The sequence below is a fragment of the Diaphorobacter caeni genome, from assembly GCF_015354245.1.
Lineage (GTDB): Bacteria > Pseudomonadota > Gammaproteobacteria > Burkholderiales > Burkholderiaceae_C > Diaphorobacter_A > Diaphorobacter_A caeni.
On record NZ_JADKYZ010000005.1, the window covers coordinates 223,641 to 248,821 of the forward strand.

A 25,181-nucleotide genomic window follows, 5' to 3' on the forward strand; every position below is an offset into this window, starting at 1 on the left:
GCGGAGCGGGGATCAATGGCAATCGCGTTTTGCGATTTCGAGCAGCCGGTTGACTTCTTCGGGGTGGTCCTTGCAGTTGCGCTTGTGCCAGCGGCCAATCAGCCACATGGTGCCCGCGACGACGATGCCGAACACGGTGATCGCGCCGAAGGCCGAGAGGCCGAACTTGGTGGACAGGCTGTAGAACGCGCCGAGCGCCAGGATGCAGGCCTGCTCGTTGAAGTTCTGCACGGCGATGGAGCGGCCCGAACCCATGAGGTTGGCGCCGCGATGCTGCAGCAGCGCGTTCATCGGCACGACGAGGAAGCCGCCGAGTCCGCCGAGGATGATGAGGAAGGGAATCGCCATCCACAGCGTGTCGATGACGTTCATGAGGATCACCAGCAGGCCCATGGCGATGCCCAGAGGAATCACCTTGGTCGCGCCCTCGAGCTTCATCTGCACCGAGGCGAGCACGGCACCGGCGGCCGTGCCGATGGCGACCACGCCCACGAGCGCCGAGGCCTGGGTGGTGCTGTAGCCGAGCGCAGCGGCGCTCCAGGCCAGAACGATGTATCGCAGGTTGCCCGAGACGCCCCAGAACAGCGTGGTGGTGGACAGCGAGATCTGGCCGAGCTTGTCTTTCCACAGGCGGTTGTTGCAGCTCCAGAAGTCGGGCAGCAGCTCCAGCGGATTGCGCGGCATGGGGCGCAGTTCGGCGCTGGTGCGGGGGATGCGCAGGTTGAACCAGGCGGCGAGCGCGTAGATCGGCACCAGCGACAGGATGGCAGCCTCGGCCGGCAGGTCGATGCCGAGGTCGACGCCCGGCATGTCGAAGTCCAGCAGCACGCCCGACAGATGCGGGCCGACCAGCTGGCCGCCCAGCAGCACGCCGAGGATGATGGAGGCGATCGTCAGGCCTTCGATCCAGCCGTTGGCGCGCACCAGTTGGGAGGCGGGCAGCAGCTCGGTCAGGATGCCGTACTTGGCCGGGGAGTACGCCGCCGCGCCCAGTCCGACGACCGCATAGGCGAGCAGCGGATGGTGGCCGAACAGCATCATCAGACAGCCCACGACCTTGATCGCGTTGCTGATGAACATGACCTTGCCCTTGGGCATGGAGTCCGCGAACGCGCCCACGAACGGCGCGAGCACCACATAGAACAGTGCGAACATGGGCACGAGGGCCGCGCGCTGCCATTCGGGTGCGCCGCTGGTGCGCAGCAGCTCCACGGCGGCCACGAACAGGGCATTGTCGGCCAGCGAGCTGAAAAACTGCGCCGACATGATGGTGTAGAAACCGCGCTTCATCGTCTTGGGTGGGAACTCAGGCGGCGTCGCGATCCGCGACTTGGGAGATGGAACTGCATGGGGATGCAGTCTGGCGCGTTGCGCCTGGGCTGTGTCGAGTGAAACTCATCTTGCAAATTCGGTGAAAACAGGCCCCGGCTTGAACTATCAGCCAAACTGATGCTGGGAAAAATATCCGAACAGTCTGCTGTGTGACGGGCGGTTATATCACGCAGACAAAGTCTAGCGATGACAGAATGACCACCTTTGGCTCCGTACAAACACCGTCATGCCCCGTCCCATACAAGCGACCATTCACACTGCTGCAGTGCAACACAATCTGGCGCGAGCGCGTCAGGCGGCGGTGGACGCGAAGGTCTGGGCCGTGGTCAAGGCCAACGCCTATGGTCATGGCATCGAGCGGGTCTTTGACGCCCTGCGCGCGGCCGACGGATTCGCGCTGCTCGACCTCGCCGAGGCCGAGCGCATCCGCCAGCTGGGCTGGCGTGGCCCGATCCTGCTGCTGGAGGGCGTCTTCGAGCCGCGCGATCTGGAGATCTGCTCGCGCCTGGGCATCTGGCACGCCGTGCACTGCGACGAACAGATCGACTGGCTGGCCGCGCACAAGACGCAGGCGCCCCACCGCGTCTTCCTCAAGATGAACTCCGGCATGAACCGTCTCGGCTTCACGCCCGAGCGCTACCGCAGCGCCTGGGCACGTCTGAACGCGCTGCCGCAGGTCGACGAGATCGGCTTCATCACCCATTTCAGCGACGCGGACGGCCCGCGCGGCATCAACCATCAGTTGAAGGTGTTCCTCGAGACCACGCAGGACCTGCCGGGCGAGCGCACCATGAGCAACAGCGCCGCGACGCTGCTGCGCGGCAGCGAGTCCGAAGTGCGCGGCGACTGGGCGCGCGCGGGCATCGTGCTCTACGGCAGCGCGCCGGACTATCCGCAGCGCACCATCGCCGACTGGGACCTGCAGCCGACCATGACGCTCTCGGGCAAGCTGATCGGCGTGCAGCATCTGCAGAAGGGCGACACCGTGGGCTACGGCTCGACCTTCACCGCCGAAGGGCCGATGACCATCGGCGTGGCGACCTGCGGCTATGCCGATGGCTATCCGCGCCACTGCAGCACCGGCACGCCCGTGCTGGTCAACGGCGTGCGCACGCAGCTCGTGGGCCGCGTCAGCATGGACATGCTGACCGTCGACATCACCGACGTGCCGGGGGCGCGCATCGGCTCGGAGGTCACCTTCTGGGGCAAGGCCGCGAACGGCACGGTGCTGCCCATCGACGAGGTCGCGCAGGCGGCGGGCACGGTCGGCTACGAGCTGATGTGCGCTGTCGCGCCGCGTGTGCCAGTGGTTGTAGATTGAGGCTTTGCCCCCGCGAGCGCATCGGATAGGATGCGCTCGCATATGGCCTCATTCGACCAAAGCCCATCCCGCAGCTCCAACTGGCGCCGCATGCGCGTGCCGTGTCGCGAGGATTTCCAGCAGAGTCTGAAACGCCGCAATTCGCTCACGCTGCATGGCTGGGTGATCGGCCTCTTCATGATGAGCTTCATGTGGGCGATGTCGCGCTTTCAGTGGATGCTGCTTGGCGACGGCTCGCTCGCGCTGCGCTATCTGGTCACGCTGGGCTCGGGCTATCTGGTCTATCTGCTGGTGCTGCACGAATGGTCCAAGTGGATTCTCATCAGGGAAGAGCACGAGGGCACTGACGTCGACATAGGCGACGCGCTCGACATCGCCGATGCCGTCACGCCGCGTTTCGACGGCAATGGTCTGGGCGACGTGGCGTCGGGAGCGTTGGACGGGCTGGGCGCAGCCGACGAGGGTGCCATCGTCGTCGTGCCGGTCGTCGCCATCTTCGTTGCCGTGGTCGCGTTGGTCACCGGGGCCGGGGCGCTGATGTGGCTGTACTTCGGCTCGGAAGTGCTGCTCGCGGTGGCTGTGGAATTGGCTTTTTCGGTGGCCACGGCCCGCGCGCTCATGGGCGCCGAGCGTGCTGGCTGGATCACCGCGGCCGTGCGCCTCACTTGGAAGCCGCTGCTCGGCGCGCTGGTCTGCGCCGTGGCGCTTGGCTGGGTCATCGACCACTATCTGCCCGAAGCGCAATCGCTGCCCCACGCCGTGCGGTTGTGGCGGGGCCATTGACGCATGCGATGAGTTTGATGCAATCGGCTATCGCCCCAAATAATCGGCAGCAAAAGCCGAATCGCTTGCCCAACATCAACCAGATGTAACCGGGACTCCAGAAGAATGGGCATACAGCGAACCGGGGTTGCCTGTCCTTGAAGCACGACAAGAATACACAGGGGCTCGCACCGCCCGTCATGGGTTCGCTGTCTGTCAGCCATGCAATGAACGGAGTCCCCATGAAAAAATCATTCCACAGCCCTCTCCTCCATCGCGCGCTCGGCGCGGTGAGTCTTGCCACGCTGCTGCTGGTCAGTGGCGCGGCGAGCGCCGCGCAGGCGCAGCAGGAGCCGATCCAGCCGATTCCCGCAGCCAAGGTCACCAGCCCCGCCAAGGTGGAACTGGGCAAGAAGCTGTTCTTTGACCCGCGTCTCTCGCGCTCGGGCTTCATCTCGTGCAACTCGTGCCACAACCTCGGCATGGGCGGCTCGGACAACCTCAAGACCTCGATTGGCGACAAGTGGCAGAAGGGGCCGATCAATTCGCCCACGGTGCTCAACTCCAGCCTGAACCTCGCCCAGTTCTGGGACGGCCGCGCCAAGGACCTCAAGGAGCAGGCCGGCGGGCCCATCGCCAATCCCAAGGAAATGGCCTTCTCGCATGATCTGACCGTGGACATGCTGCGCTCGATTCCGCAGTACGTGGCGGAATTCAAGCAGGTTTTCGGCAACGACCGGATCAGCATCGATGAAGTGACCGCCGCCATCGCCGCCTTCGAGGAAACGCTTGTCACGCCCAACGCGCCGTTCGACAAGTGGCTCAAGGGCAACAAGAAGGCCATCAACGCCCAGGAACTGCGCGGCTACCAGCTGTTCAAGAATTCGGGCTGCGTGGCCTGCCACAACGGCGTGAATGTCGGCGGCACCTCGTTCCAGAAGATGGGTCTGGTCGAGCCCTACAAGACAGAGAACCCTGCGGAGGGCCGTTCTGCGGTGACCGGCAACGATGCCGAGCGCTTCAACTTCAAGGTGCCGACGCTGCGCAACGTGGAGCTGACATACCCCTATTTCCACGACGGCGCGGCGGACACGCTTTCGCAGGCGGTGGACACCATGGGTCGCATTCAGCTCGGCAAGACCTTTACCCAAGCGGAGAATGAGGACATTGTGGCGTTTTTGAAGACGCTCACGGGGGACCAGCCACGGTTCACGATGCCTGTTTTGCCCCCATCAAGCGACAAAACCAAGCGTCCGCACCCATTTGAGTGATAAATTACGTCTGCCCGGTGCAACTGCCGGGCAGAGGTGATACGCGGAAAACCGGGGTCGAAAGACCCCGGTTTTTCTTTTGCGGCGTTTGTTTTGCTTATGCCAGAGCGCGCTGTACCGCCGCACGTTCCTTCATGCGGCGGAAGTGGTCATTCACATTCTTGAACTGCGCCATGTCGACGCTGTCGCCCTTGAGCCATCCGGCCACGGTGAACAGATAGCCGTCGCAGACGCTGTATTCCTCGCCCAGCACCCACGGACCCTTGAGATAGTTGGCCTCGATGTACTGAAAATTCTCGGTCATGTTGGCCGGAACCTTGCGCTGCATCGCCGCCTGGGCATCGGCGTCGTCGGCCCAGCGCGCGGCGCGCGGACGGTGGGCGTGGTTGATGTGCACCGTCGAGGCGAGGAAGCTGTTGAACTCCTGCATGCGCGCAAAGCCGAATGCATCGGTGGGCGCGAGCCTGGCGTCGGCAAAGCGCTGGGCGATGTAGGCCAGCAGGGCGGGTGCCTCGGTGAGGGTGCCGTGCTCGGTCACCAGCGCGGGCACGCGGCCCTTGGGGTTGACGGCGAGGTACTCGGGCGAGCGCTGCTGCTGGTTCGCGAAGTCCACGCGGCGGAGGTCATAGGCGGCGCCGGCTTCTTCGAGCGCGATGCGCACGGCCTGGGCGCAGGTGCCGGGGGTGTAGTAGAGAGTGAGCGACTGGGTCATGGAGTGTCTCTGTGTGTCCGTCGATGGCAATGGATGATCGGTGTGCAGCGGCGACTCGCCGTGCCGGATCGCGGAAAGCGCGCCAACTTCTTGCGTTGTGGCGCTTGCGCGACGGTGCTGTCGATGCGGGTGATCGCAGCTTAAATATAAGTCACAAAGGTTTGATGTGTGCGAGACTGCGCAATGCCTGTCCGTGAGAGTGCGCACTAGTGAAAACGAGCACTTCAAACGGTGTTCAGACCAGTAGGCAAAATTTATTTAACAAGTTAAATTGTTGTCACTGCCTTTCCGGACTTCTGCGACACCCGTCCTGGACCGCAGCCGAATTTTCAAACAGGAGACCGGAATGAAGCGCTTGGCAAAACTGGGACTCGTCACTGCCGTGCTGGCTGCAGCCTGCAGCTCGGTGTGGGCCGACATCAACGTGGGGGTGGTGGTTTCCACCACCGGACCGGCGGCCTCGCTCGGCATTCCGGAGAAGAACACTTTCGCGCTGCTGCCCACGACGATGGGCGGGCAGAAGGTCAACTACATCATTCTCGACGATGCCTCCGACACGACGGCAGCCGTCGCCAATACCCGCAAGCTGATCAGCGAGAGCAAGGCCGACGTGATCATCGGCTCGAGCACCACGCCCAATTCGCTCGCGATGATCGACGTGGTCGCGGAGAACAAGACGCCGATGATGACGCTGGGCGCTTCGGCCCGCATCGTCTCGCCGATGGACGCCAAGAAGGCCTGGGTCTTCAAGACGCCGCAGAACGACGCGATGATGGCCGGCGCCATCGTCGATCACATGGCCAAAGCGGGCATCAAGACGGCGGCCTACATCGGCTTCAACGATGCCTACGGTGAAGGCTGGCTGCAGGAATTCAAGAAGGCCACCGAGGCCAAGGGCATCAAGCTGGTGGCGACCGAGGCCTTTTCGCGCACCGACACTTCGGTGACCGGTCAGGCGCTCAAGATCATGGCGGCCAAGCCGGATGCGGTGCTGGTCGGCGGCTCGGGCACACCGGCTGCGCTGCCCGAGAAGACGCTCAAGGAACGTGGTTTCAAGGGCAAGTATTACCAGACTCACGGCGTCGCGAATGCCGACTTCCTGCGCGTGGGCGGCAAGGATCTGGAGGGCACGATGCTGCCCGCAGGCCCGGTGCTGGTGGCCCATCAGTTGCCCGACGGCCATCCGGCCAAGAAGTCCGCCGTGGCCTATGTCGATGCCTACGAGGCCAAGTACGGCAAGGGCTCGGCCGCGACCTTCGGGGCGCATGTCTGGGACTCGGCGCAGGTGCTCTCCGCCGCCGTGCCCGAGGCGCTCAAGAAGGCCCAGCCCGGCACCGAGGCCTTCCGCGTGGCTCTGCGTGACGCGCTGGAAAACGTCAAGGACATCGCCGGCGCGCATGGCGTGTTCACGATGACGCCGACCGATCACGTCGGCATCCAGCATGGGGTGGTGATGGTCAGGATCGAAAACGGGGGGTGGAAGTACACCCCCTGAGGCGCTTCGCGCGTTCCCCCTGAAGGGGGACGACGCCAGTGGCCCGGCAAAGCCGGTTCCACGGCGTCCATTGGTATGGCCTGCTCCGCGGCCTTCTGAGGGGCAGGGCGTGCGGTCGTATGGGCGAGCGTTTTCCGCTTGAATTCAACGCACTTGCCCGCTGCGGCAAAGGTGATCGAACATGGATCTACAGATTGCCTTGCTGCTGGGGCAGGACGGCATAGTCAACGGCGCCATCTACGGCCTGATGGCGGTGGCGCTGGTGCTGGTGTTCTCCATCACGCGCATCGTGTTCATTCCGCAGGGCGAGTTCGTCGCGTTCGGTGCGCTCACCATGGCGATGATGCAGGGCGGCAAGGTGCCGAGCACGCTGTGGCTGCTGGTCGCCGTCGCGCTGTTGTCGCTGGCGGTGGACCTGTGGCGCGTGTCGCGCGGCGAGCTGGTGAACTGGGGCGCTTCGTTCCTGTGGAGCGTGGCGATGCCGCTCGTGGCGGCGGTGCTCGCGCTCGTGCTCAAGCCCACATCGCTGCTGTTGCAGGCCCTCACCACGCTGTGCATCATCACGCCGCTCGGCCCGCTGATGTACCGGCTGGTCTATCGGCCGATTGCCGATGCGACGGTGCTGCTGCTGCTCATCGTCTCGGTCGCGATGCATGGCGTGATGGTCGGGCTCGGGCTGCTGTTCTTCGGTGCGGAAGGATCGCGCACACCGGCGTTTTCCGAGGCGCAGTTTCAGCTCGGCGAGATGACGGTCTCCGGCCAGTCGCTGGTGGTGATCGGCGTGGCGCTGGTGCTGGTCGGCGCGCTCTACGCGTTCTTCGGCGGATCGATGATCGGCAAGGCGCTGCGCGCCACCGCGATCAACCGAGTCGGCGCGCGGCTCATGGGCGTGCCCACGGCGCTGGCCGGTGACGCGAGCTTCGCGCTCGCGGCGCTGATCGGCGCGGTGTCGGGGCTGTTGATCGCGCCGCTCACCACGGTGTACTACGACACCGGCTTTCTCATCGGATTGAAGGGCTTCGTGGCGGCGATCATCGCGGGGCTGGCGAGCTATCCGGTGGCGCTGGCCGGTGCGCTGCTGGTCGGTCAGCTCGAGGCGTTCTCGTCGTTCTGGGCGAGTGCGTACAAAGAAGTGCTGGTCTTCACGTTGATCATTCCCGTGCTCTGGTGGCGCTCGCGCAGCAGCCGCCATGTCGAGGAGGACGAGGAATGATGAGGCGCGGCATGTTGACCACGCGCACCGTGACAGCGCTCGCGATTGCGGCGCTCGCGCTGTCGTGGCATTTCCTGCCCGACTTTACGCAGGTGATCATGGGCTACATCGGCCTGTACGCGCTGGTCGCGGTCGGGTTGGTGCTGCTCACCGGAGTGGGCGGCATGACCTCGTTCGGCCAGGCCGCCTTCGTCGGCGTGGGGGCGTATGCCACCGCCTTCATCTGCACCTCACCCGAAGTCACTCGGTGGCTTGGCGCGTCGGTCGGCGGTGCGGCGCTGCCGTGGGTCGGCCTGCTGTTCGGCCTCGTCATCGCGTTCATGGTCGCGTGGATTCTGGGCACGATCACTGCCAAGCTGCAGGGCCACTATCTGCCGCTGTGCACCATCGCATGGGGCTTGAGCCTGTATTACCTGTTCGGCAACATGCAGTTTCTCGGCGGACAGACGGGCCTGCGCGGCATTCCGCCGCTGGTGATCGGCGGGCTGTCGCTCGACACGCCGCGCACCATGGGCGTGCTGATCTGGGCGGTGCTGCTCATCGCGCTGTGGCTCATGCACAACCTGCTCGACTCGCGCGAGGGCCGCGCGATCCGCGCGCTCAAGCGCGGGCGCATCATGGCCGAATCGGTGGGCGTGAACACGGCCCACTACCGCACCAAGCTCTTCGTGCTGGCCGCGCTGCTCGCGACGCTCTCCGGCTGGCTCTACGCCCACATGCAGCGCTTCGTGAGTCCGGCGCCGTTCAATCTCAACATCGGGATCGAATACCTGTTCATGGCCGTGGTCGGCGGTGCGGGGCATCTGTGGGGGGCGGTGCTCGGCGCGGCCGTCATCACGCTGCTCAAGGAAAAGCTGCAGGACATTCTGCCGATGCTGTTCGGCACGGCGGGCAACTTCGAGATGATCGTCTTCGGCCTGCTCATGGTGCTGGTGCTGCAGCGCTTTGCCAACGGCCTGTGGCCCACGCTGCAGCGGCTGACGGCGGGCTTCATCGCACGCTCGCCGCAGAAGCTCCCGGCGGCCGACGCTACCACGCTGGACCAGCGCGCCATGCCCGAGGCGGGTGACGTGCTGATGGCGGCGTCGCATGTCACCAAGCGCTTCGGTGGTCTGGTGGCCAACAACGATGTGACGATGGACCTGCGCGCGGGCGAGGTGCATGCGCTGATCGGCCCGAACGGTGCGGGCAAGAGCACCTTCTTCAACATGATCTCCGGTGTGGACTCCGCAAGCGACGGCGAGGTGCGCTTCATGGGCCAGATCATGGGCGACGCGCCCTCGCGCCGCTTCGCGACGCTGGGACTGGCGCGCACTTTTCAGCATGTGCGCATCCTCGGCGAGCGCTCGGTGCTCGAGAACGTGGCGCTGGGCGCGCACCAGCGCGCGCACCGCGGCTGGATCAGCTCGATGCTGAGGCTCGACCGCAAGGAAGAATCTGCGCTGCTCGCCGATGCGCGCGCGCAGATCGAGCGCTGCGGATTGGGCGATCTGGCCGACCAGCCTGCCGCTTCGCTGCCGCTCGGTCAGCAGCGCATCGTCGAGATCGCGCGTGCGCTCGCCAGCCATCCGGCGGTGCTGCTGCTCGATGAACCTGCCGCGGGCCTGCGGCATCTCGAGAAGCAGGCGCTCGCCGATCTGCTCAGGCAACTGCGCGCGCAGGGGCTTGGCATTCTGGTGGTGGAGCACGACATGGGCTTTGTGATGAATCTCGCGGATCGCGTCACCGTGCTTGAGTTCGGCAGCGTGATCGCATCCGGCACGCCCGCTGAGGTGCAGCGCAACGAGCGCGTGCTGCGCGCCTATCTGGGCGGTGATGACGAGGAAGAGATAGAGGTGGCGCGATGAACCATGACCTTCGCGAACAGCCGGTGCTGCTTGGGCTGCGTGACTTCAGCGTGTCCTATGGTCCGGTCGAAGCGGTGCACCGGATCGACATCGAGGTGCGTCAGGGCGAGATCGTCACCGTCATCGGCCCCAACGGCGCGGGCAAGACCACGCTGCTCTGCGCAGCCATGGGGCTGCTGCCTTCGCGTGGCGAGATCACTTTCGACGGTGTGCCGATCAAGCGCTGCACGGTCGAAAAAATGGTGGCGAAATCGGTCGCGCTGGTGCCGGAAAAGCGCGAGCTCTTTGGTGAAATGTCGGTCAGGGACAACCTGCTGCTCGGTGGATTTTCACTGTGGAGAAAAGGCCAGCGCGACCAGAGCCAGCGCATGCGGGAAGTGTTCGCGATCTTTCCACGGCTCGAGGAGCGTGCGACGCAGCTCGCATCGACGCTGTCGGGCGGCGAGCGCCAGATGCTCGCCATCGGCCGCGCGCTGATGGCACGGCCACGCCTGTTGATGCTCGACGAGCCGTCACTGGGGCTTGCGCCCAGGATCGTGCGCGAGGTGCTGCAGGTGGTGGCGTCTCTGCGCGATCACGGCGTGTCGGTGCTGCTCGTGGAGCAGAACGCGCGCGCCGCGCTCAAGGTGGCGGATCGTGCCTATGTGCTCGAATCGGGCAACGTGGCGTTGAGCGGCGCGGCGCGGGATCTGCTGCACGACCAGCGCATCATCGACACTTACTTGGGTGCAGCCGGTGCCCATGCCTGAGCGGCTGAGTCAGATGAAACGGAAGCGCAGCGTGCCGAGCCTGCCGTAGTCGGCGACGAACGCATCGCCGGGCTTTGCGGGCACGGGTCTGGTGAACGATCCGGCGAGCACGATCTCGCCGGCTTCGAGCGACTCGCCCCAGGCCGCGAGCTTGTTGGCGAGCCACGCCACGCCAATCGCCGGATGGCCCTGCACGCCGGCGGCCAGACCCGTTTCCTCGACCATGTCGTTGACCTGCAGGATGGCGCCGCACCACGCGAGATCAAGGTCCTGCGGGGCAGCGCGGCGCGCGCCGATCACCACGCCCGCGTTGGCCGCGTTGTCGCTGATGGTGTCGTGGACCTTGCGCGCGGCGTGCGTGTGGCGGTCGAACTGTTCGATGCGCGAGTCGATGATCTCGATGGCGGGCGTGACGTAGTCGGTCGCGGCGAGCACGTCCTGCTGCGTGATCTCCCGGCCACCCGGAAGGCCCGCGCCACGCAGCGGTGACTTGAGCACGAACGCGAGTTCAACTTCCACGCGCGGCGCGATGAAGTTGAGCGCGGGAATGTCGAGCACCGCGCCCTCGTGCGCGGTGTAGAGCATGTGGTCGAGCAGCGTGCCGTAGTCGGGCTCGTCGATCTGGCTGGACTGCTGCATGGCGCGCGAGGTCAGGCCGATCTTGTGGCCGATCACCTTGCGCCCGCGCGCGATCTGCAGCTCCACCCAGCGACGCGCGACGCGGTAGCCGTCCTCCACGCTCATGCCGGGGAAGCGCTTGGAGAAATGCTCGATCTGCTGGCGCGTGCGCTCGCTGGCGTCGAGTTCGCAGGCGAGCTGATTGAGGAGCGTGTCGGTGAACATGTTGCGCGCGCTCAGGAATGCTTCAGGAACAGCGGGTGCAGGCTGCTGCGCTTGCCGTCGTAGACCTGGCCCTGGCTTTCGTCGACCTGCACGGTCAGGCCCAGGTGGATGGTACGGAACAGTGCGTCGAAATGCGCGCTTGCGGTCGCAAGCAGCGCGTCACCGACCTTGGTGTGGACCAGCGTGGAGCGGCCGCGGCCCATGCGCAGGTTGATGTAGACGAAGCCGTATTCGGGATTGCCGCCCGCATCCATCGCGGCCGCGCCGCCATCGGCGATCGCGCAGTGCGTGGCCGGATAGGCGAACACGCGCACGCCGCCGGTGGGAAACACCTGCGTGCCGTCTTCGGCGCGCTGGGACAGCAGCGTGTCGGCCAGCGCGTTGCAGAGCATCTGCATGTCGGCAAGCGCGTCGAGATTGGCGCTGTAGTTCATGACGATGTGCGGCATCAGATCACCTCCATGGTGGCGGTGGTGCAGCTCACCGCGAAGATCGGCACCGGCTCGCAGAACTGCACGTTTCCCTGGCCGCGCGCGGCGGCGGCGATGGCGATGAAGGTGCGGATCTCGAAGCCGCCCTGACCGCCGTCGGCGTAGGTCTGCGCATCGGTGTAGGAGAGCATTGCGGCCTTGTCGTTGCGGGCCCAGCGGCCCATGAATTCGCGGTCCCAGTCGGCGTTGATCTTGCCCGAATCGGGCGTGGCCGGCCAGTGCGAGATGCCGCCCGTGCCGATGATCGCGATGCGCTCGGGCGCCCTGTCGCAGGCACGGCGCAGCGCCTCGCCGAAGGCCCATGCGCGGTGCAGCGGAGCGAGCGGCGGGCCCTGGCAGTTGATGTTCACGGGGATGATCTTCGTCGCGAATTCGGGCGTCAGAAAATGCAGCGGCACCATGATGCCGTGGTCGAACTTCCACTCTTCGGCATAAGCCACATCGACGGTCTGCATGACCTCGGTGACGAGGCGCAGCGAGAGCGCGGCGTCGCCGGGAACCTCGCGCCGTGCGATGCCCAGCCATGCCGGGTCCTCGATGGGGCCTTCGTACGCATCCGCGATGCCGATGGCGAACGAGGGCATGTTGTTCATGAAGAAGTTGGCGAAGTGCTCGGCCGCGACGACGATGACCGCGTCCGGCGTTGCGGCGCGCAGCTGTTCGCCGAGCCGGTTCATGGCGGCATGCACCGCGTCCTTGACCTGTGGATCGGCGAGATGGGCGCGGCTGGTGATGCCGGGGGCGTGGCTGCAGACTCCGGCGAAGACGAGGCTCATAGTCCGGCCACCTTGTGGTCTACGCCTGTGGTCATGGCGTAGATGCCACGGCGCACGGGACCGTGTTTCTGGATGCCGTCGCGCATGGCCTGCAGGTACTCGGGCCAGGAGAGGCCGAGCATCGGCGCGAAGTGCATGAGCAGCTGGCCGTTGCAGCCGAGCACGTAGAGCTTGCCGATGTCACCGCTGTCGATGGCCGCGCGCTCCTCGTCATCGAGCGCATATTCGGCGAGCAGCGACGCGCGGTCAACCCGGTAACGCTGCTGCACCCTGGGCTCGCGGTTCAGGTGAAAGAAGAACTTCTGCATCGCGTACAGGCTCATGATCACACGCCCCAGTGCGGGATGTGGTGGCTGCCGAGCGAGACCGCCACGTTCTTCGGTTCGCAGAAGACTTCGTAGCTCCAGGTCCCGCCTTCGCGTCCCGTGCCCGAGGCCTTGGTGCCGCCGAACGGCTGACGCAGATCGCGCACGTTCTGGCTGTTGACGAAGCACATGCCGGCCTCGATGGCGGCGGCCACGCGGTGGGCGCGGCCCACGCTCTCGGTCCAGACATAGCTGGAGAGGCCGTACTGGATGTCGTTGGCGAGCGCGATGGCGTCGGCTTCATCCTTGAATGGAATGATGCAGGCGACGGGGCCGAAGATCTCCTCCTGCGCGATCCGCATGCGGTTGTCCACGTCGGCGAACACGGTGGGCACGACGTAGTTGCCCTGCTTCACGCGCGCGGGCAGCTCGGGCGCATCGAGTCCGCCGCAGAGCATGCTCGCGCCTTCCTTCTGGCCGAGCTCGATGTAGTGGCGCACCTTGGCGAGATGCGTCTTGCTGATCATCGGGCCGACGATGGTTTTCTCATCGAGCGGATCGCCGACGCTGATCTTTCTGGCTCGTTCGACGAAGCGATCGACGAACTTCGCGTAGATGCCCTGCTGCACGAGGATGCGGCTGCCTGCGGTGCAGCGCTCGCCGTTGTTGGAGAAGATCATGAACACCGCCGCGTCGAGCGCGCGCTCGAAGTCGGCATCGTCGAAGATCACGAACGGGCTCTTGCCGCCAAGCTCCATGCTGAATTTCTTGAGGCCCGCCGCCTGCACGATGCGGTTGCCGGTGGCCGTGGATCCGGTGAACGACACGGCGCGCACGTCGCGGTGCCTGACCAGCGGCTCGCCCGCCTCCGTGCCGTAGCCGTGCACGAGGTTGAGCACGCCCGGCGGCACGCCCGCCTCGAGCGCCAGTTCACCGAGGCGCGCGGCGCTCATCGGCGAGAGCTCGCTCATCTTGAGCACGGCGGTGTTGCCGAATGCAAGGCAGGGTGCGACCTTCCAGGTGGAGGTCATGAACGGCACGTTCCACGGCGAGATCAGCGCGCACACGCCCACGGGATGAAAGAGCGTGTAGTTCAGGTGCGTGGGCGTGGGATAGGTGTGGCCGTCCACACGGGTGCACATTTCGGCGAAGTAGTAGAAATTGTCGGCCGAGCGCGGCACGAGTTGCTTGCCGGTCTGCGCGATGACCTGGCCGCAGTCGTTGGTCTCGGTCTGCGCGATCTCGGGCACGTTCTGCGCGATCAGGTCGCCAAGTCTGCGGATGATCTTCGCGCGGTCGGCGGCGGGCGTGTTCGCCCATTTCGGAAAGGCGTCCTTGGCGGCTTGCACGGCGGCGTCGACATGGCTCTCGCCGCCCTCGGCCACCTCGGCGAGCATTTCTTGCGTGGCGGGGTTGATGGTCTCGAAATACCGCGCTCCCGAAACACTTTTTCCGTTGATCAGATGATCGATGCGCATGCGGATTCTCCAGGTTCGGTGGCGGCGTGGCGTGGGTTCAGAGCGGTGGCTGGGGTTCGCCGACGATGGTGTTGACGAGGCGGCCCACGCCGCCGATTTCGGTGACGACTTCGTCGCCCACCTTGCAGTCGGCCACGCCGTCGGGCGTGCCGGTGAGGATCAGATCACCGGGCGAGAGCGTCATGAAGCTCGAGAGGTGCGCGATCAGCGCGGGGATGTCGTGCACCATGTCGCGGGTGTTGGCGTTCTGCTTGAGTTCGCCGTTCACCCAGCTGCGCAGCTGCAGGTTCATCGGGTCGGCAATGTCGCAGGCGTCGACGAACCACGGCCCCACGGGCGTGCAGCCGTCGCGGTTCTTCACGCGCAGGTTGGGACGGCTGTAGTTCTCGAGATAGTCGCGGATCGCGTAGTCGTTGACGGTGCAGTAACCGGCGACATGGCGGTAGGCGTCCTCGCGGCGCACGTTGCGGCAGGGCAGGCCGATGACGACGCCCAGCTCGCATTCGAAATGCATGTAGCTCACATCGGCCGGCCGGTACGAGACGCCGCGATGACCGACCAGCGCATTCGGTCCCTTGAGGAACACCAGCGGCTCCTCGGGCGCCTTGGCGAACTGGATCTCCTTGGCATGGTCGGCGTAGTTCAGGCCGAGCGCGAAGATGGTGCCGAACTCCATGGGCGCAAGCCAGGTCACCTCGGATTCGGTGAGCGTGCGGCCGTTGGGCAACTGCAGCAGACCGTCGGCGCTTTCGGTGACCGACAGCGTCCGGCCTTTGTGGATCACGCGGGCGTGCTTCATGCGTGGGTTCCTTGCGGGGCGGCTTCGGCGATCAGCGTGTGACGCAGCTGGCCGAGTCCGGGCACGCTGATCTGCACCGTGTCGCCCGGATGCGCCTCCGGCGAGTCCTCGCCGGGGCCGAGCAGCAGCACGTCGCCGGGCGTGAGCGTCATGAAGGCGGAGACGTCCGACAGCAGCCGGGGCGCGCTGCGCACCAGGTCGGCAAAGCCGCGTCGCCAGTTGGCGGACACATGGCCGCGGGCGTCGCGGATCTGCAGGTCGAGCGTGGCTTCGGACACCATGAATCGTGGCGGGGCCGTGAGCGCTGCACTCATCGGGCAGAACAGGTCGCGGCAGCGCTGGCGGATCGCGGGGCGGTAGTGGTTCTCGTACGGCAGCGTGAGGTCGCTGGCGATCACATAGCCGCTCACGTGCGACATCGCCTCGTCGGGTGTGACCTGCCAGGCGGTGCGGCCGATCACGAGGCCGAGGGTGGCGTCCACCCGCACCACGCCGGGCGTGCGCGGAATGGGCACGGCCGCGCCGTCGCCCGCATGGGTGTTGCGCGGCTTGATGTAGAGAACCGGAGCCTGCGGCGGCGCCTTGTAGGGCGCCTCGCCGAACTGCCGCGCCATGCGGACCAGTGTGGCGCGCTCGTTGAGCAGCGCGCCGTACACCGTGCCGTGGCGGGCGTCCGGGGCATGGCTCATTGCCGCTCCAGCGCGATCAGTTCGTCGAGCAGCTTGTAGAGCTCCAGCAGCTTGCCCTTGCCGTAGGTGACTTCCAGATCCGCGTAGTGCTGCGCGATCTCGCGCGACAGCCGTTTGACCAGCTCCAGCCCCTGTTCGGTGGCCGACACGACGGTGCGACGCTGGTCGGCGGGATCCTTGTTGCGCTGGATGAGCCCGTCGCGCTCCATGCGGGTGAGCACGCCGGTGAGGCTCGGGCCGAGGAGATAGGCGTCCTTGGCGACCTGACCGGTTTCCAGCTGCTGACCATCCCCCAGCGCACGCAGCACGCGCCATTGCTGATCCGACAGTCCGTTCTTGCGAAGATGCGGCCGCGTGTGGCCCATGATCGACTCACGCGCCTGCAGGAGCAGACTGGGCAGATTGCGATGTTTGAGTGAAGAGGTCATTTATTTAACAGGTTAAATAAATGCATGAGTTTGTGCAAATGATTTTTGACCTATTCGTGCCTAGGGAAAATACGGGGAAGCGAGCAGTCATCGCCGCTCGGCCGGAGACACCGAGGAGATGGGCAGAAAAGGCGAGCAGAAAAGACGGTGCGGGAAACAGCGGCCCATGGGCCGCTGCCGTCAGGCGCGCAGGCCGTGTTCCGAGGCCGGGCTGGCCCAGTGGCCCGAGGTGCCGCGCAGCACCACTTCATGCGCGCCCTCGCCGCGCAGGGCGAGGTGCTTGGCCAGCGCCATGTTGCCGTTCTCCGAAGTGAGTCCTTGCAAGACGACGTCGAAGCCGGTCAGCGCGATGCGCACGCTGCGGATGCCGAGCTGCGCGTCGTCGTTGATGGCGGGCAGCGTGAAATCCGGGCCGAGCAGGGCGCTCCAGCGCGCCAGCGTGGCGTCGAGATCCTGCACCGCCACGGTGATCCGGGCCACGCCGGTGGCGCCGTTGGCGTGTTGCAGCAGCGCCGCATCGTCGGGCACCCGCAGATTGCGGGGGGTGATGTCGCCGCAGAGAAACGGCACATCGCCCGTGTCGTGGCGCGCGGTGGTCCATCGCACCTGCTGGCCGTCGGGGCGCAGGCGCTCTCCGGGCACCGGGCCGCGCAGGGTATCGAGGCCGCGAGCGCGCGCAGCCGCCAGCTCGCCCACCGGGTCGGCGGACAGCAGCGCGAAGTCGAGGAGGCCCTCGCCGCTTTTGTCGAGCGTGGCCCACCAGCGCTCCTCGGGCGCGGGCGAGCGCCAGGCCTTGAGCTCCAGATAGGAGCCGTCGGCCAGCAGGATGAGCGCGTTGTGCGAGCTGCGACCCTGGTGGTCGCCACCCGGCTGGACGGTGAAACCCAGCGCGCGGTACTGTTCGATGGAGCGGGAGAGGTCGTCGACGGCGATGACGACGTGATCGAGAGAGAGGTTCATTGACCGGAGTCTCTCACTCTTCGAGCTTGAGTTTGGTCTCCTGCACGAACTTGCGCCAGCGCTCGTATTCCTGATGCGTGTGGCGGTCCAGTCCCGGACCGTCGCTGCCGATCACCTCGAAGCCCGCAGCCGTGAGCTTGCCGTGCACGTCCGGCGTCTGCAGCGCGCCCTGGAATTCCTTGGTCAGCCGCTGCACGGTCGCGCCCGGCGTGGCCGCGGGCGCGAAGATGCCGATCCACGAGTACGCTTCGAACCCCGGAAACCCGCACTCGGCCACGGTCGGCACATCGGGCAGCTCGGGCAGGCGCTTGGCGCCGGTGACGGCCAGCGGCTTGATCTTGCCCGCGCTGATCTGCCCGCGCAGCGCCGCGTAGCTCAGCAGCGTGAGCGTGGTGACGTTGCCGAGGACCGCCTGCACGGCCGGTCCGCCGCCACCGAACGGCACGTGCAGCACGAAGGTGCCCGAGCGGCGCTTGATGTCCTCCATCACCAGATGGTTCATCGAGCCCACGCCGGTCGACGCGTAGCTGAACTTGCCCGGATTGGCATTGGCTTCCTTCAGGAAATCGCGCAGGTCCTTGCCCTGCACCGCCTGCGCGTTCGCGCCGATGACCAGCGGAAAGCGCACGGCCAGCGTCACGCCGACAAAGTCCTTGAAGGTGTCGTAGGGCAGCCTGGACTTGGCGATGGGGTTGATCGCGTGCGTGTCGAAGCTCACCAGCAGCGTGTTGCCGTCGGGCGCGGACTTGGCGACATACTGCGTCGCGATCTGGCTGGCCGCGCCGGGACGGTTTTCGACGATCACCGGACGCCCGGCCAGCTCCGACAGGCGCGGCTGAATGATGCGCGAGGCGATGTCCGTGCTGCCTCCCGGCGGGAACGTGACCTGCAGGCGTATGGCGGCTTCTTCGGCAAAGCTCAGGCCGGAAAAGCCGGTGGCTGCGCTGGCGGCGCCCAGCGCGACGGCCTGGCGGCGGGTGAGAACGGGGCCTCTCTTCATCATTCAGTGCTCCTCGGGAAAAGTCGGTGGTCGAATCGAATCAGTATGCGGTGTTTTGGTTGGAGATCAACCCATCCATTGGCTCACGGGGACTGCGGTGTCCTGCAGCGGCTGCGAGAAGATGTCGACGAGCGCCGGGCCGTCATGCGCGAGCGCGGCCTTGAGCGCGCCTTCGAGATCGCTCGGGTCCTGCACCGTCCAGGCCTTCACGCCGAAGGCCTCGGCCACGCGGGCGTGATTGGTGCGGTTGAAATCGACCGAGAAGTAGCGCTCGCCGTAGCCCGTCTTCTGGCTGGCCTTGATCCAGCCGTAGACCGAGTTCGAGAACACGATCATCTTGAGCGGCACGTTGCGGCGCACGATGGTCTCGAGCTCGCCGCAGGTGAAGCCGAAGCTGCCGTCGCCCATGGCCGACACCACCACCGAATCGGGCGCGCCGACCTGCGCGCCGAACGCGGCGGACATCGAATAGCCGAGCGCACCGTGCGCGCGGTTGGTGATGAAGTGGCGGCCTTCCTGCGGCGCATCGAAATAGGCCGAGAAATACGGGCAGGGCGTGCCCGGATCGGCCACGGCGATCGCGCGCTTGGGCAGCAGCTTGTTGAGCGTGGCGAGCACGCGCTCGGGGCGGATCGGCAACTCCGCCGATTGCGCGAGCGGGTTGAAGAACGCGAGCTTTTCAAGACGCGCCTGCGCCGCCAGCGCGCGGCCGTCGGAGGTGCCCGCCGGGCGCTGGCCGATGATCTTCTGCACGGCGGCGTCCAGCGCCTCGAGCGACAGACGCGCATCGCCCACCATCGCCACGTCGGTCAGGTAGTTGGTGCCGATGGTCATCGCATCCACGTCGATGTGCAGAATCGTCACGCCACGGCCCGGCAATTGGCCGTGCTCCGTCGTGGTCGAGCCCGCGCGGCAGCCGATGAACAGCACCAGATCGGCCTGCGCAACGACCTCGCGTGTAGAGGGGACGCCGCCATTGGTGCCGACGACGCCCGCGTTCAGCGGATGGGTGTCGGCCAGGCTGCCCTGGCCGCTCACCGTCAGGCACACCGGCGCGTTCAGGCGCGTGGCGAGGGCGTCGAGCGCCGCGCTCGCGCCCGAGATCACCACGCCGCCGCCGCAGATCAGCACCGGCGACTTCGCCGCCACCAGACGTGCCGCCGCATCTTCGATGGCGGCCGGATCGGGCGCGCTGCGCGTGGCGGGATAGTGGTCATGGCCGGGCTGCGCCCACACGTCCTGCGGGTTGGGCAGCTCGTGCTTCTGCAGGTCATACGGCAGGCAGATGTGGGCCGCGCCGGGGCGTCCCGTGGTCATCGCACGGAAGGCGCTGCGCATGGCATGCGGAATCTGGTCGACGCGGTCGATGGTGGTGTTCCACTTGGTCAGCGGCTTGTAGAGCGCCTTCTGGTCGAGCTCGGTCAGCGGAAACTTGCCGCGCGCGCCCACCGACACGTCGGTGGTGATGCCGAGCACCGGGATCGACGATTCGTTGGCTTCCACCAGCCCCGGCAGCAGATAGGTCGCGCCGCCGCCGCTCGGGCCCTCGCACACGCCCACCTTGCCGGTCACGCGGGCATAGCCGTCGGCCATATAGGCGGCGCTGCGCTCGTCGCGCGTGAGGATGTGGTCCATGCCATGATCCAGCCGCGCCATCGCGTCGTAGAACGGCAGACTGGTGTCGCCACAGAGACCGAAAATATGCTTCACGCCGTTGTGTTGCAACATCCGTACCATTGCGTCTGCACCATTCATGGGCGTTGTGCTCATTGCCGATCTCCTTGGGTAGTTACGTTAAGAATCCATTTCAGTATACTTAAAACATGCCTACGGCGAAAACCCCTAAAGCGATCAAATCGGTCAAGAAACCGCACGTCGACGCCATCTCGCGCGTGCGTCGCGAGCGCGGCAGCGATGTCTTCCAGACGCTGCGCGACATGGCCATCAGCTACCAGCTCAAGCCCGGAGAGCGGCTGAGCGAGATCGAACTCGCCGCACGCCTCGGCGTGAGCCGCACCCCCGTGCGCGAAGCGCTCGCGCGGCTCGTGACCGAAGGCTTTCTCGAACCCTGCACGCGCGGCTACATGCGCACGCCGCTGCAGGTGCAGGACGTGCTCGATCTGTACGAAGCCCGCATGGCGGTGGAGCGCGAGTGCCTGCGCTATGCGGTCGAACGCGCAAGTCCCGAGCAGATCGCCGAGATGCAGGCCTTTCTCGACAAGAGCCGCGCGGCCGCTCCGGGCACCGCCGTGCGCGAACTGGTGGAACTCGACGAGGCTTTCCACAACCGCATCGCCGCCATGTCCGGCAACGGCGAACTCGCCCGCATGCTCGGCAACCTCAACGAGCGCGTGCGCTTCATCCGCTGGATCGACATGGAAAAGGTCGGCCGCGACTCCACGCAGAAGGAGCATGGCGCGATCGCCGACGCCATCGAGCGGCGCGACAGCCAGACGGCGGCGCGGCTCATGGACGAGCACATCGCGCTGCGCCGCGAGCAGATCATCGAGGCCGTCACGCAGGGGCTGGCGCGGATCTTTCTGGGCGAAGAACTGAGAAACAGCGCCCCCTGAGGTGCTTCGCGCCTTCCCCTTTTCTCGCCACGCGGGAGGGGGATGCAGCCAGCGCGGCGGGAAGCGCACAGCGTCATGGGTCACGACCGTCGATGATCACGATCGGCGTCTCTGCTGTATATTTAGCCAGTATTCATTCACGTTCTTCAAGCGCAGCTTCCATGGCCAAAGACAAGGCAATCTTCACCTGTACCGAATGCGGCGGCACCAGCCCGCGCTGGCTGGGCAAATGTCCATCGTGCGGTGCCTGGAATACCTTGGTCGAGACCGTGGTCGAGGGCGGCAACGCCGGAGCCAGCAAGAACCGCATGAGCGCCGGGAGCTATTCTGGCCTCGCGCAGGCCCAGCCCGTCACGCCCCTCGCGGCCATCGAGGCGCAGGACGTGGCGCGCACGCCGAGCGGCATCGAGGAGCTGGACCGCGTGCTCGGCGGCGGCATCGTCGAGGGCGGCGTGGTGCTGATCGGCGGCGATCCGGGCATCGGCAAATCCACGCTGCTGCTGCAGGCCATGGACGCGCTGCACCGCACCGGCATGCCTACGCTCTATGTGACCGGCGAGGAAAGCGGCGCGCAGGTGGCGCTGCGCTCGCGGCGCCTCGGGCTGGACCACAGTCAGGTGAACGTGCTGGCGGAAATCCAGCTCGAAAAAATCCTCGCGACGATGGAGTCCACGCAGCCGGCCGTGGTGGTGATCGACTCGATCCAGACGGTGTATTCCGACCAGCTCACCAGCGCGCCCGGCTCCGTCGCGCAGGTGCGCGAATGCGCGGCCCACCTCACGCGTGCGGCCAAGTCCACCGGCATCGCGGTGATCCTCGTCGGGCACGTCACCAAGGAAGGCGCGCTCGCCGGCCCGCGCGTGCTAGAACACATGGTCGACACCGTGCTCTATTTCGAGGGCGATACGCACTCGAGCTTCCGCCTCGTTCGCGCGATCAAGAACCGCTTTGGCGCGGTCAACGAAATCGGCGTCTTCGCGATGACCGAAAAAGGCCTCAAGGGCGTGACCAACCCGAGCGCGATCTTTCTCTCGCAGCACAGCGAGCCCGTGCCCGGCAGCTGCGTGCTCGTCACGCTGGAGGGCACGCGCCCGATGTTGGTCGAAATCCAGGCGCTCGTCGACTCCTCCGGCCCCGCCCCGCGCCGCCTCTCGGTCGGCCTCGACCGCGACCGCCTCGCCATGCTGCTCGCCGTGCTGCACCGCCACGCGGGCGTGGCCTGCGCCGATCAGGACGTGTTCGTCAACGCGGTTGGCGGCGTGCGCATCAGCGAGCCCGCAGCCGATCTGGCCGTGATGCTGTCCATCACCAGCAGCCTGCGCGGCAAGGCCCTGCCCAAGGGTTTCATTGCCTTCGGCGAAGTGGGCCTGGCCGGCGAAGTGCGCCCCGCGCCGCGCGGCCAGGAGCGTCTGAAAGAAGCCGCCAAGCTCGGTTTTACTGTCGCCATCGTGCCCAAGGCGAATGCGCCGAAAAAGCCCATCGAAGGGCTGGAAATCCACGCGGTCGAGCGGGTGGAGGAGGCGATGAATATTGTCCGCGGTTTGGGATGATGTGCGGTTTTTGCGCAACGCCTGTGCACTGCTCATCCCGAGCAGGTGGAATTATTCGCTTTTCATTGATGTATTGATGTTCCCTCGGGCATGAACTTGCCTAGATTGGCTCGGGCCACCTCTTTGCGTGGCGCATGGGTCGATCTGGCCTGCATGCAATTCTCCGAGGAGCTTTCAAAGTGGACATTCCACGAATCTTCAATATCTCCGAAAGTGCGCATCGCATCCACAATCCGCTGACCGCTGAAAAAATGGCCGCGCTGGGCACAGCGCTGCGCATGGAGAAAAACACCAGCGTGCTTGATCTCGGCTGCGGTTCGGGTGAAATGCTCTGCACTTGGGCGCGCGATCATGGCATCCGGGGTACGGGCGTCGATCTCAGCAGCCTCTTCAGCGCGCAGGCCAAACAGCGTGCGGTGGAACTGGGCGTCGCTTCGCAGGTCGAGTTCATTCATGGCGAAGCTGCGGGATATGTGGCCGCCGAGCGGGTCGACGTGGCCGCTTGCGTTGGCGCAACATGGATTGGCGGTGGCTTGCAGGGCACGATCGAACTGCTGAAAAAGAGCGTTCGCCCCGGTGGAATGCTGTTGATTGGCGAGCCTTATTGGCGAGTGATGCCGACGTCGCAGTACGAAGCGCGCGGCTGCCTTGCGAATGCCATTGAGGATTTCCTTACACTGCCGTCGTTACTGAAACTGTTTGCAAAACTGGGTTTTGATACCGTGGAAATGATGCTCGCCGACCAGGACAGCTGGGATCGGTATGAAGCCGCCAGATGGTTCACCATGCGCCGCTGGCTGGACGAAAATCCCGATGACGAGATGGCGGGCGAGGTGCGCGAAGAGCTCTATACGGAACCCGAGCGCTACGTGACCTATCGGCGCGAACTCCTCGGTTGGGGCACGTTTGCGTTGAAGGCGCGCTAGTTCCTCTCGAACTCGAGCAGTGTTCCAAATGGCTGCGTCCCAGCCTTCACTGCTCGCCCGGTGCGCCACGCGGTTGGCGATGCCGGGGCTGCGCGCGACGGCTTGCGGGCGTAGAACCGCGATAACCGCTTCACGCTGACGCGGAATATTCATGGAGCTACCAGTCGATCCACGGGCACTACGCAGCATCCACAGGGGGGAATTGGTCAGTTCATACGACAATGCGCCCCATGAATTTCCGCAAATATCTCATTCCGATCGGTATCGCCTGCCTGTTCATCGCCTCGTACAACGCGTGGGGCTGGCAGGGGCCGATCACCGTTTCGGGTGGTCTGGTGATGTGGGCGCTCTTGCACTACACGCGGCTCATGAACGTCATGCAGAAGGCCAACAAGAGCCCGATTGGCTATGTCGGCAGTGCGGTCATGCTCAACGCCAAGCTGCGCCCAGGGGTGAATCTGCTGCATGTGGTGGCGATGACGCGTTCGCTCGGCGAGCTGCAGACGCCCGAGGGGACGGACCCGGAAATCTACCGCTGGACCGACGGGACGCAGTCGTTCGTGACCTGCGAATTCGTCAATGGTCGACTGGTGCGCTGGGAATTGAAGCGCCCCGAAACGCCTGCTGAAAAGGCTCCGGCTGTGGATATGGAAGCCAAATCATCCGCCCAATCGTAAAATGTTGGGTTTTGCGACTCAGAGCAATTCAAAAAGGATGACCATGAGCCCCGTAGTTCCCTCGATGGCCGACCGTGACGGCAAGATCTGGATGGACGGTGAAATGCTGGACTGGCGTGACGCCAAGATCCACGTGCTGACGCACTCGCTGCACTATGGCTGCGGCGCTTTCGAAGGCGTGCGCGCGTACAAGACGGAGCAGGGCACTGCCATTTTCCGCCTGGAAGACCACACCGACCGCCTCTTCAACAGCGCCAAGATCCTGCGCATGAAGCTGCCGTTCACGAAGGAAGAAGTGAACGAGGCCCAGAAGGCCGTCGTGCGCGAGAACAAGCTGGAATCCTGCTATCTGCGTCCGCTGACCTGGATTGGCTCCGAGAAGCTGGGCGTCTCGCCCAAGGGCAACAAGATCCACATGATCGTGGCGGCCTGGGCCTGGGGCGCCTACCTCGGCGAAGACGGCATGAAGCGCGGCATCCGCGTGAAGACGTCGAGCTACACGCGCCATCACGTGAACATCACGATGACGCAGGCCAAGGCATCGAGCAACTACACGAACTCGATCCTCGCCAACATGGAAGCGACCGATGACGGCTACGACGAGGCACTGCTGCTCGACGCGTCGGGCTTCGTCTCCGAAGGCTCCGGCGAGAACGTCTTCATCATCAAGAACGGCGTGGTCTACACGCCCGACCTGTCGGCCGGTGCCCTGAATGGCATCACCCGCAACACCGTGTTCGCGATCTGCAAGGATCTGGGCATTGAAGTGGTGCAAAAGCGCATCACGCGCGACGAGGTCTACATCGCCGACGAGGCCTTCTTCAGCGGCACCGCTGCGGAAATCACCCCGATCCGCGAACTCGACCGCGTGGAAATCGGCTGCGGCAGCCGTGGTCCGCTGACCGAGAAGATCCAGACGGCGTTCTTTGACATCGTCAACGGCCGCAACCCCCAATACGCCCACTGGCTGACGAAGGTGTAATC

The 25,181-nt window shown here is 65.5% G+C and carries 25 protein-coding genes; 12 read left to right on the forward strand and 13 right to left on the reverse strand.

Annotated features, from left to right (window positions below; genetic code table 11):
- Nucleotides 1-12 precede the first annotated feature (12 nt).
- Nucleotides 13-1,290: a lysophospholipid transporter LplT gene (gene lplT / locus ISG32_RS14255; protein ID WP_194771690.1), complete on the reverse strand. Its 1,278-nt coding sequence runs from the start codon at nt 1,288-1,290 to the stop codon at nt 13-15.
- Nucleotides 1,291-1,558: 268 nt separating this feature from the next.
- On the opposite strand from lplT, the gene alr reads away from it, so the two are divergent.
- From alr to ISG32_RS14270, 3 genes are all read left to right on the forward strand, one after another.
- The gene (gene alr, locus ISG32_RS14260) at nt 1,559-2,653 is read left to right on the forward strand and encodes an alanine racemase (RefSeq protein WP_194771691.1); all 1,095 of its coding nucleotides are present in this window, start codon (nt 1,559-1,561) and stop codon (nt 2,651-2,653) included.
- Nucleotides 2,654-2,695: 42 nt separating this feature from the next.
- Nucleotides 2,696-3,436, forward strand: a complete 741-nt coding sequence (locus tag ISG32_RS14265) for a hypothetical protein (protein ID WP_194771692.1) — start codon at nt 2,696-2,698, stop codon at nt 3,434-3,436.
- Between the two features lie 221 nt (nt 3,437-3,657).
- Nucleotides 3,658-4,686, forward strand: coding sequence for a cytochrome-c peroxidase (locus ISG32_RS14270; RefSeq protein WP_194771693.1), 1,029 nt, complete (start codon nt 3,658-3,660; stop codon nt 4,684-4,686).
- Between the two features lie 97 nt (nt 4,687-4,783).
- Here the strand turns inward: ISG32_RS14270 and ISG32_RS14275 are convergent, their stop codons facing one another.
- Nucleotides 4,784-5,398, reverse strand: a complete 615-nt coding sequence (locus ISG32_RS14275) for a glutathione S-transferase family protein (RefSeq protein ID WP_194771694.1) — start codon at nt 5,396-5,398, stop codon at nt 4,784-4,786.
- A 346-nt stretch (nt 5,399-5,744) separates the two neighbouring features.
- On the opposite strand from ISG32_RS14275, the gene ISG32_RS14280 reads away from it, so the two are divergent.
- The 4 genes from ISG32_RS14280 (at nt 5,745) to ISG32_RS14295 (ending at nt 10,702) form a co-directional block, all read left to right on the forward strand.
- The gene (locus tag ISG32_RS14280) at nt 5,745-6,893 is read left to right on the forward strand and encodes an ABC transporter substrate-binding protein (RefSeq protein ID WP_194771695.1); all 1,149 of its coding nucleotides are present in this window, start codon (nt 5,745-5,747) and stop codon (nt 6,891-6,893) included.
- A gap of 181 nt (nt 6,894-7,074) precedes the next feature.
- Nucleotides 7,075-8,106 (forward strand): branched-chain amino acid ABC transporter permease, encoded by a 1,032-nt coding sequence (locus ISG32_RS14285; protein WP_194771696.1) that lies wholly within the window; start codon nt 7,075-7,077, stop codon nt 8,104-8,106.
- Nucleotides 8,107-8,117: 11 nt separating this feature from the next.
- A complete protein-coding gene (locus tag ISG32_RS14290) occupies nt 8,118-9,953 on the forward strand; it encodes a branched-chain amino acid ABC transporter ATP-binding protein/permease (RefSeq protein WP_228529823.1) in 1,836 nt (611 codons plus the stop codon).
- Entirely contained in the window at nt 9,950-10,702 is a 753-nt protein-coding gene (locus tag ISG32_RS14295) for an ABC transporter ATP-binding protein (protein ID WP_194771698.1), read from the forward strand. Before ISG32_RS14290 ends, ISG32_RS14295 begins: the two co-directional genes overlap by 4 nt.
- Before the next feature lie 9 nt (nt 10,703-10,711).
- On the opposite strand, the gene hpaH is transcribed toward ISG32_RS14295, so the two are convergent.
- From hpaH to ISG32_RS14350, 11 genes are all read right to left on the reverse strand, one after another.
- Complete coding sequence (gene hpaH, locus ISG32_RS14300; protein ID WP_194771699.1) at nt 10,712-11,545, reverse strand: 2-oxo-hept-4-ene-1,7-dioate hydratase; 834 nt, start codon at nt 11,543-11,545, stop codon at nt 10,712-10,714.
- Nucleotides 11,546-11,556: 11 nt separating this feature from the next.
- Nucleotides 11,557-11,994, reverse strand: a complete 438-nt coding sequence (locus ISG32_RS14305) for a 5-carboxymethyl-2-hydroxymuconate isomerase (RefSeq protein WP_194771700.1) — start codon at nt 11,992-11,994, stop codon at nt 11,557-11,559.
- Nucleotides 11,994-12,812 carry a DODA-type extradiol aromatic ring-opening family dioxygenase gene (locus ISG32_RS14310; RefSeq protein WP_194771701.1) on the reverse strand — a complete coding sequence of 273 codons (819 nt, stop codon included), beginning with the start codon at nt 12,810-12,812 and terminating at the stop codon, nt 11,994-11,996. The genes ISG32_RS14305 and ISG32_RS14310 overlap by 1 nt, the downstream gene beginning before the upstream one ends.
- The gene (locus ISG32_RS14315; RefSeq protein WP_194771702.1) at nt 12,809-13,135 is read right to left on the reverse strand and encodes an aromatic ring-opening dioxygenase subunit LigA; all 327 of its coding nucleotides are present in this window, start codon (nt 13,133-13,135) and stop codon (nt 12,809-12,811) included. Before ISG32_RS14315 ends, ISG32_RS14310 begins: the two co-directional genes overlap by 4 nt.
- A gap of 2 nt (nt 13,136-13,137) precedes the next feature.
- The gene (gene hpaE / locus ISG32_RS14320; RefSeq protein WP_194771703.1) at nt 13,138-14,595 is read right to left on the reverse strand and encodes a 5-carboxymethyl-2-hydroxymuconate semialdehyde dehydrogenase; all 1,458 of its coding nucleotides are present in this window, start codon (nt 14,593-14,595) and stop codon (nt 13,138-13,140) included.
- 37 nt (nt 14,596-14,632) lie between these two features.
- Nucleotides 14,633-15,394 carry a fumarylacetoacetate hydrolase family protein gene (locus tag ISG32_RS14325; protein WP_194771704.1) on the reverse strand — a complete coding sequence of 254 codons (762 nt, stop codon included), beginning with the start codon at nt 15,392-15,394 and terminating at the stop codon, nt 14,633-14,635.
- Nucleotides 15,391-16,083 (reverse strand): fumarylacetoacetate hydrolase family protein, encoded by a 693-nt coding sequence (locus ISG32_RS14330; RefSeq protein WP_194771705.1) that lies wholly within the window; start codon nt 16,081-16,083, stop codon nt 15,391-15,393. Before ISG32_RS14330 ends, ISG32_RS14325 begins: the two co-directional genes overlap by 4 nt.
- Nucleotides 16,080-16,511 carry a homoprotocatechuate degradation operon regulator HpaR gene (hpaR, locus tag ISG32_RS14335; RefSeq protein WP_194771706.1) on the reverse strand — a complete coding sequence of 144 codons (432 nt, stop codon included), beginning with the start codon at nt 16,509-16,511 and terminating at the stop codon, nt 16,080-16,082. The genes ISG32_RS14330 and hpaR overlap by 4 nt, the downstream gene beginning before the upstream one ends.
- A 180-nt stretch (nt 16,512-16,691) precedes the next feature.
- Nucleotides 16,692-17,471 (reverse strand): VOC family protein, encoded by a 780-nt coding sequence (locus ISG32_RS14340; RefSeq protein WP_194771707.1) that lies wholly within the window; start codon nt 17,469-17,471, stop codon nt 16,692-16,694.
- A gap of 13 nt (nt 17,472-17,484) precedes the next feature.
- Nucleotides 17,485-18,474: a tripartite tricarboxylate transporter substrate binding protein gene (locus ISG32_RS14345; protein ID WP_407645057.1), complete on the reverse strand. Its 990-nt coding sequence runs from the start codon at nt 18,472-18,474 to the stop codon at nt 17,485-17,487.
- A gap of 63 nt (nt 18,475-18,537) precedes the next feature.
- Entirely contained in the window at nt 18,538-20,241 is a 1,704-nt protein-coding gene (locus ISG32_RS14350; protein ID WP_407645058.1) for a thiamine pyrophosphate-binding protein, read from the reverse strand.
- A gap of 53 nt (nt 20,242-20,294) precedes the next feature.
- On the opposite strand from ISG32_RS14350, the gene ISG32_RS14355 reads away from it, so the two are divergent.
- From ISG32_RS14355 to ISG32_RS14375, 5 genes are all read left to right on the forward strand, one after another.
- Nucleotides 20,295-21,044 (forward strand): GntR family transcriptional regulator, encoded by a 750-nt coding sequence (locus ISG32_RS14355; RefSeq protein ID WP_194771708.1) that lies wholly within the window; start codon nt 20,295-20,297, stop codon nt 21,042-21,044.
- A gap of 161 nt (nt 21,045-21,205) precedes the next feature.
- Nucleotides 21,206-22,594, forward strand: a complete 1,389-nt coding sequence (gene radA, locus ISG32_RS14360) for a DNA repair protein RadA (RefSeq protein WP_194771709.1) — start codon at nt 21,206-21,208, stop codon at nt 22,592-22,594.
- Between the two features lie 179 nt (nt 22,595-22,773).
- Nucleotides 22,774-23,520 carry an SAM-dependent methyltransferase gene (locus tag ISG32_RS14365; protein ID WP_194771710.1) on the forward strand — a complete coding sequence of 249 codons (747 nt, stop codon included), beginning with the start codon at nt 22,774-22,776 and terminating at the stop codon, nt 23,518-23,520.
- A 230-nt stretch (nt 23,521-23,750) separates the two neighbouring features.
- Nucleotides 23,751-24,197: a glycerate kinase gene (locus ISG32_RS14370; RefSeq protein WP_194771711.1), complete on the forward strand. Its 447-nt coding sequence runs from the start codon at nt 23,751-23,753 to the stop codon at nt 24,195-24,197.
- Between the two features lie 43 nt (nt 24,198-24,240).
- Complete coding sequence (locus ISG32_RS14375) at nt 24,241-25,179, forward strand: branched-chain amino acid transaminase (RefSeq protein WP_194771712.1); 939 nt, start codon at nt 24,241-24,243, stop codon at nt 25,177-25,179.
- The last annotated feature ends 2 nt before the right edge of the window (nt 25,180-25,181 follow it).

Coding starts and splice junctions, on each gene's coding strand:
- lplT (WP_194771690.1), bottom strand. CDS start 1,290: ATGAAGCGCGGTTTCTACACCATCATGTCGGCGCAGTTTTTCAGCTCG.
- alr (WP_194771691.1), top strand. CDS start 1,559: ATGCCCCGTCCCATACAAGCGACCATTCACACTGCTGCAGTGCAACAC.
- ISG32_RS14265 (WP_194771692.1), top strand. CDS start 2,696: ATGGCCTCATTCGACCAAAGCCCATCCCGCAGCTCCAACTGGCGCCGC.
- ISG32_RS14270 (WP_194771693.1), top strand. CDS start 3,658: ATGAAAAAATCATTCCACAGCCCTCTCCTCCATCGCGCGCTCGGCGCG.
- ISG32_RS14275 (WP_194771694.1), bottom strand. CDS start 5,398: ATGACCCAGTCGCTCACTCTCTACTACACCCCCGGCACCTGCGCCCAG.
- ISG32_RS14280 (WP_194771695.1), top strand. CDS start 5,745: ATGAAGCGCTTGGCAAAACTGGGACTCGTCACTGCCGTGCTGGCTGCA.
- ISG32_RS14285 (WP_194771696.1), top strand. CDS start 7,075: ATGGATCTACAGATTGCCTTGCTGCTGGGGCAGGACGGCATAGTCAAC.
- ISG32_RS14290 (WP_228529823.1), top strand. CDS start 8,118: ATGTTGACCACGCGCACCGTGACAGCGCTCGCGATTGCGGCGCTCGCG.
- ISG32_RS14295 (WP_194771698.1), top strand. CDS start 9,950: ATGAACCATGACCTTCGCGAACAGCCGGTGCTGCTTGGGCTGCGTGAC.
- hpaH (WP_194771699.1), bottom strand. CDS start 11,545: ATGTTCACCGACACGCTCCTCAATCAGCTCGCCTGCGAACTCGACGCC.
- ISG32_RS14305 (WP_194771700.1), bottom strand. CDS start 11,994: ATGCCGCACATCGTCATGAACTACAGCGCCAATCTCGACGCGCTTGCC.
- ISG32_RS14310 (WP_194771701.1), bottom strand. CDS start 12,812: ATGAGCCTCGTCTTCGCCGGAGTCTGCAGCCACGCCCCCGGCATCACC.
- ISG32_RS14315 (WP_194771702.1), bottom strand. CDS start 13,135: ATGAGCCTGTACGCGATGCAGAAGTTCTTCTTTCACCTGAACCGCGAG.
- hpaE (WP_194771703.1), bottom strand. CDS start 14,595: ATGCGCATCGATCATCTGATCAACGGAAAAAGTGTTTCGGGAGCGCGG.
- ISG32_RS14325 (WP_194771704.1), bottom strand. CDS start 15,394: ATGAAGCACGCCCGCGTGATCCACAAAGGCCGGACGCTGTCGGTCACC.
- ISG32_RS14330 (WP_194771705.1), bottom strand. CDS start 16,083: ATGAGCCATGCCCCGGACGCCCGCCACGGCACGGTGTACGGCGCGCTG.
- hpaR (WP_194771706.1), bottom strand. CDS start 16,511: ATGACCTCTTCACTCAAACATCGCAATCTGCCCAGTCTGCTCCTGCAG.
- ISG32_RS14340 (WP_194771707.1), bottom strand. CDS start 17,471: ATGAACCTCTCTCTCGATCACGTCGTCATCGCCGTCGACGACCTCTCC.
- ISG32_RS14345 (WP_407645057.1), bottom strand. CDS start 18,474: ATGATGAAGAGAGGCCCCGTTCTCACCCGCCGCCAGGCCGTCGCGCTG.
- ISG32_RS14350 (WP_407645058.1), bottom strand. CDS start 20,241: ATGAGCACAACGCCCATGAATGGTGCAGACGCAATGGTACGGATGTTG.
- ISG32_RS14355 (WP_194771708.1), top strand. CDS start 20,295: ATGCCTACGGCGAAAACCCCTAAAGCGATCAAATCGGTCAAGAAACCG.
- radA (WP_194771709.1), top strand. CDS start 21,206: ATGGCCAAAGACAAGGCAATCTTCACCTGTACCGAATGCGGCGGCACC.
- ISG32_RS14370 (WP_194771711.1), top strand. CDS start 23,751: ATGAATTTCCGCAAATATCTCATTCCGATCGGTATCGCCTGCCTGTTC.
- ISG32_RS14375 (WP_194771712.1), top strand. CDS start 24,241: ATGAGCCCCGTAGTTCCCTCGATGGCCGACCGTGACGGCAAGATCTGG.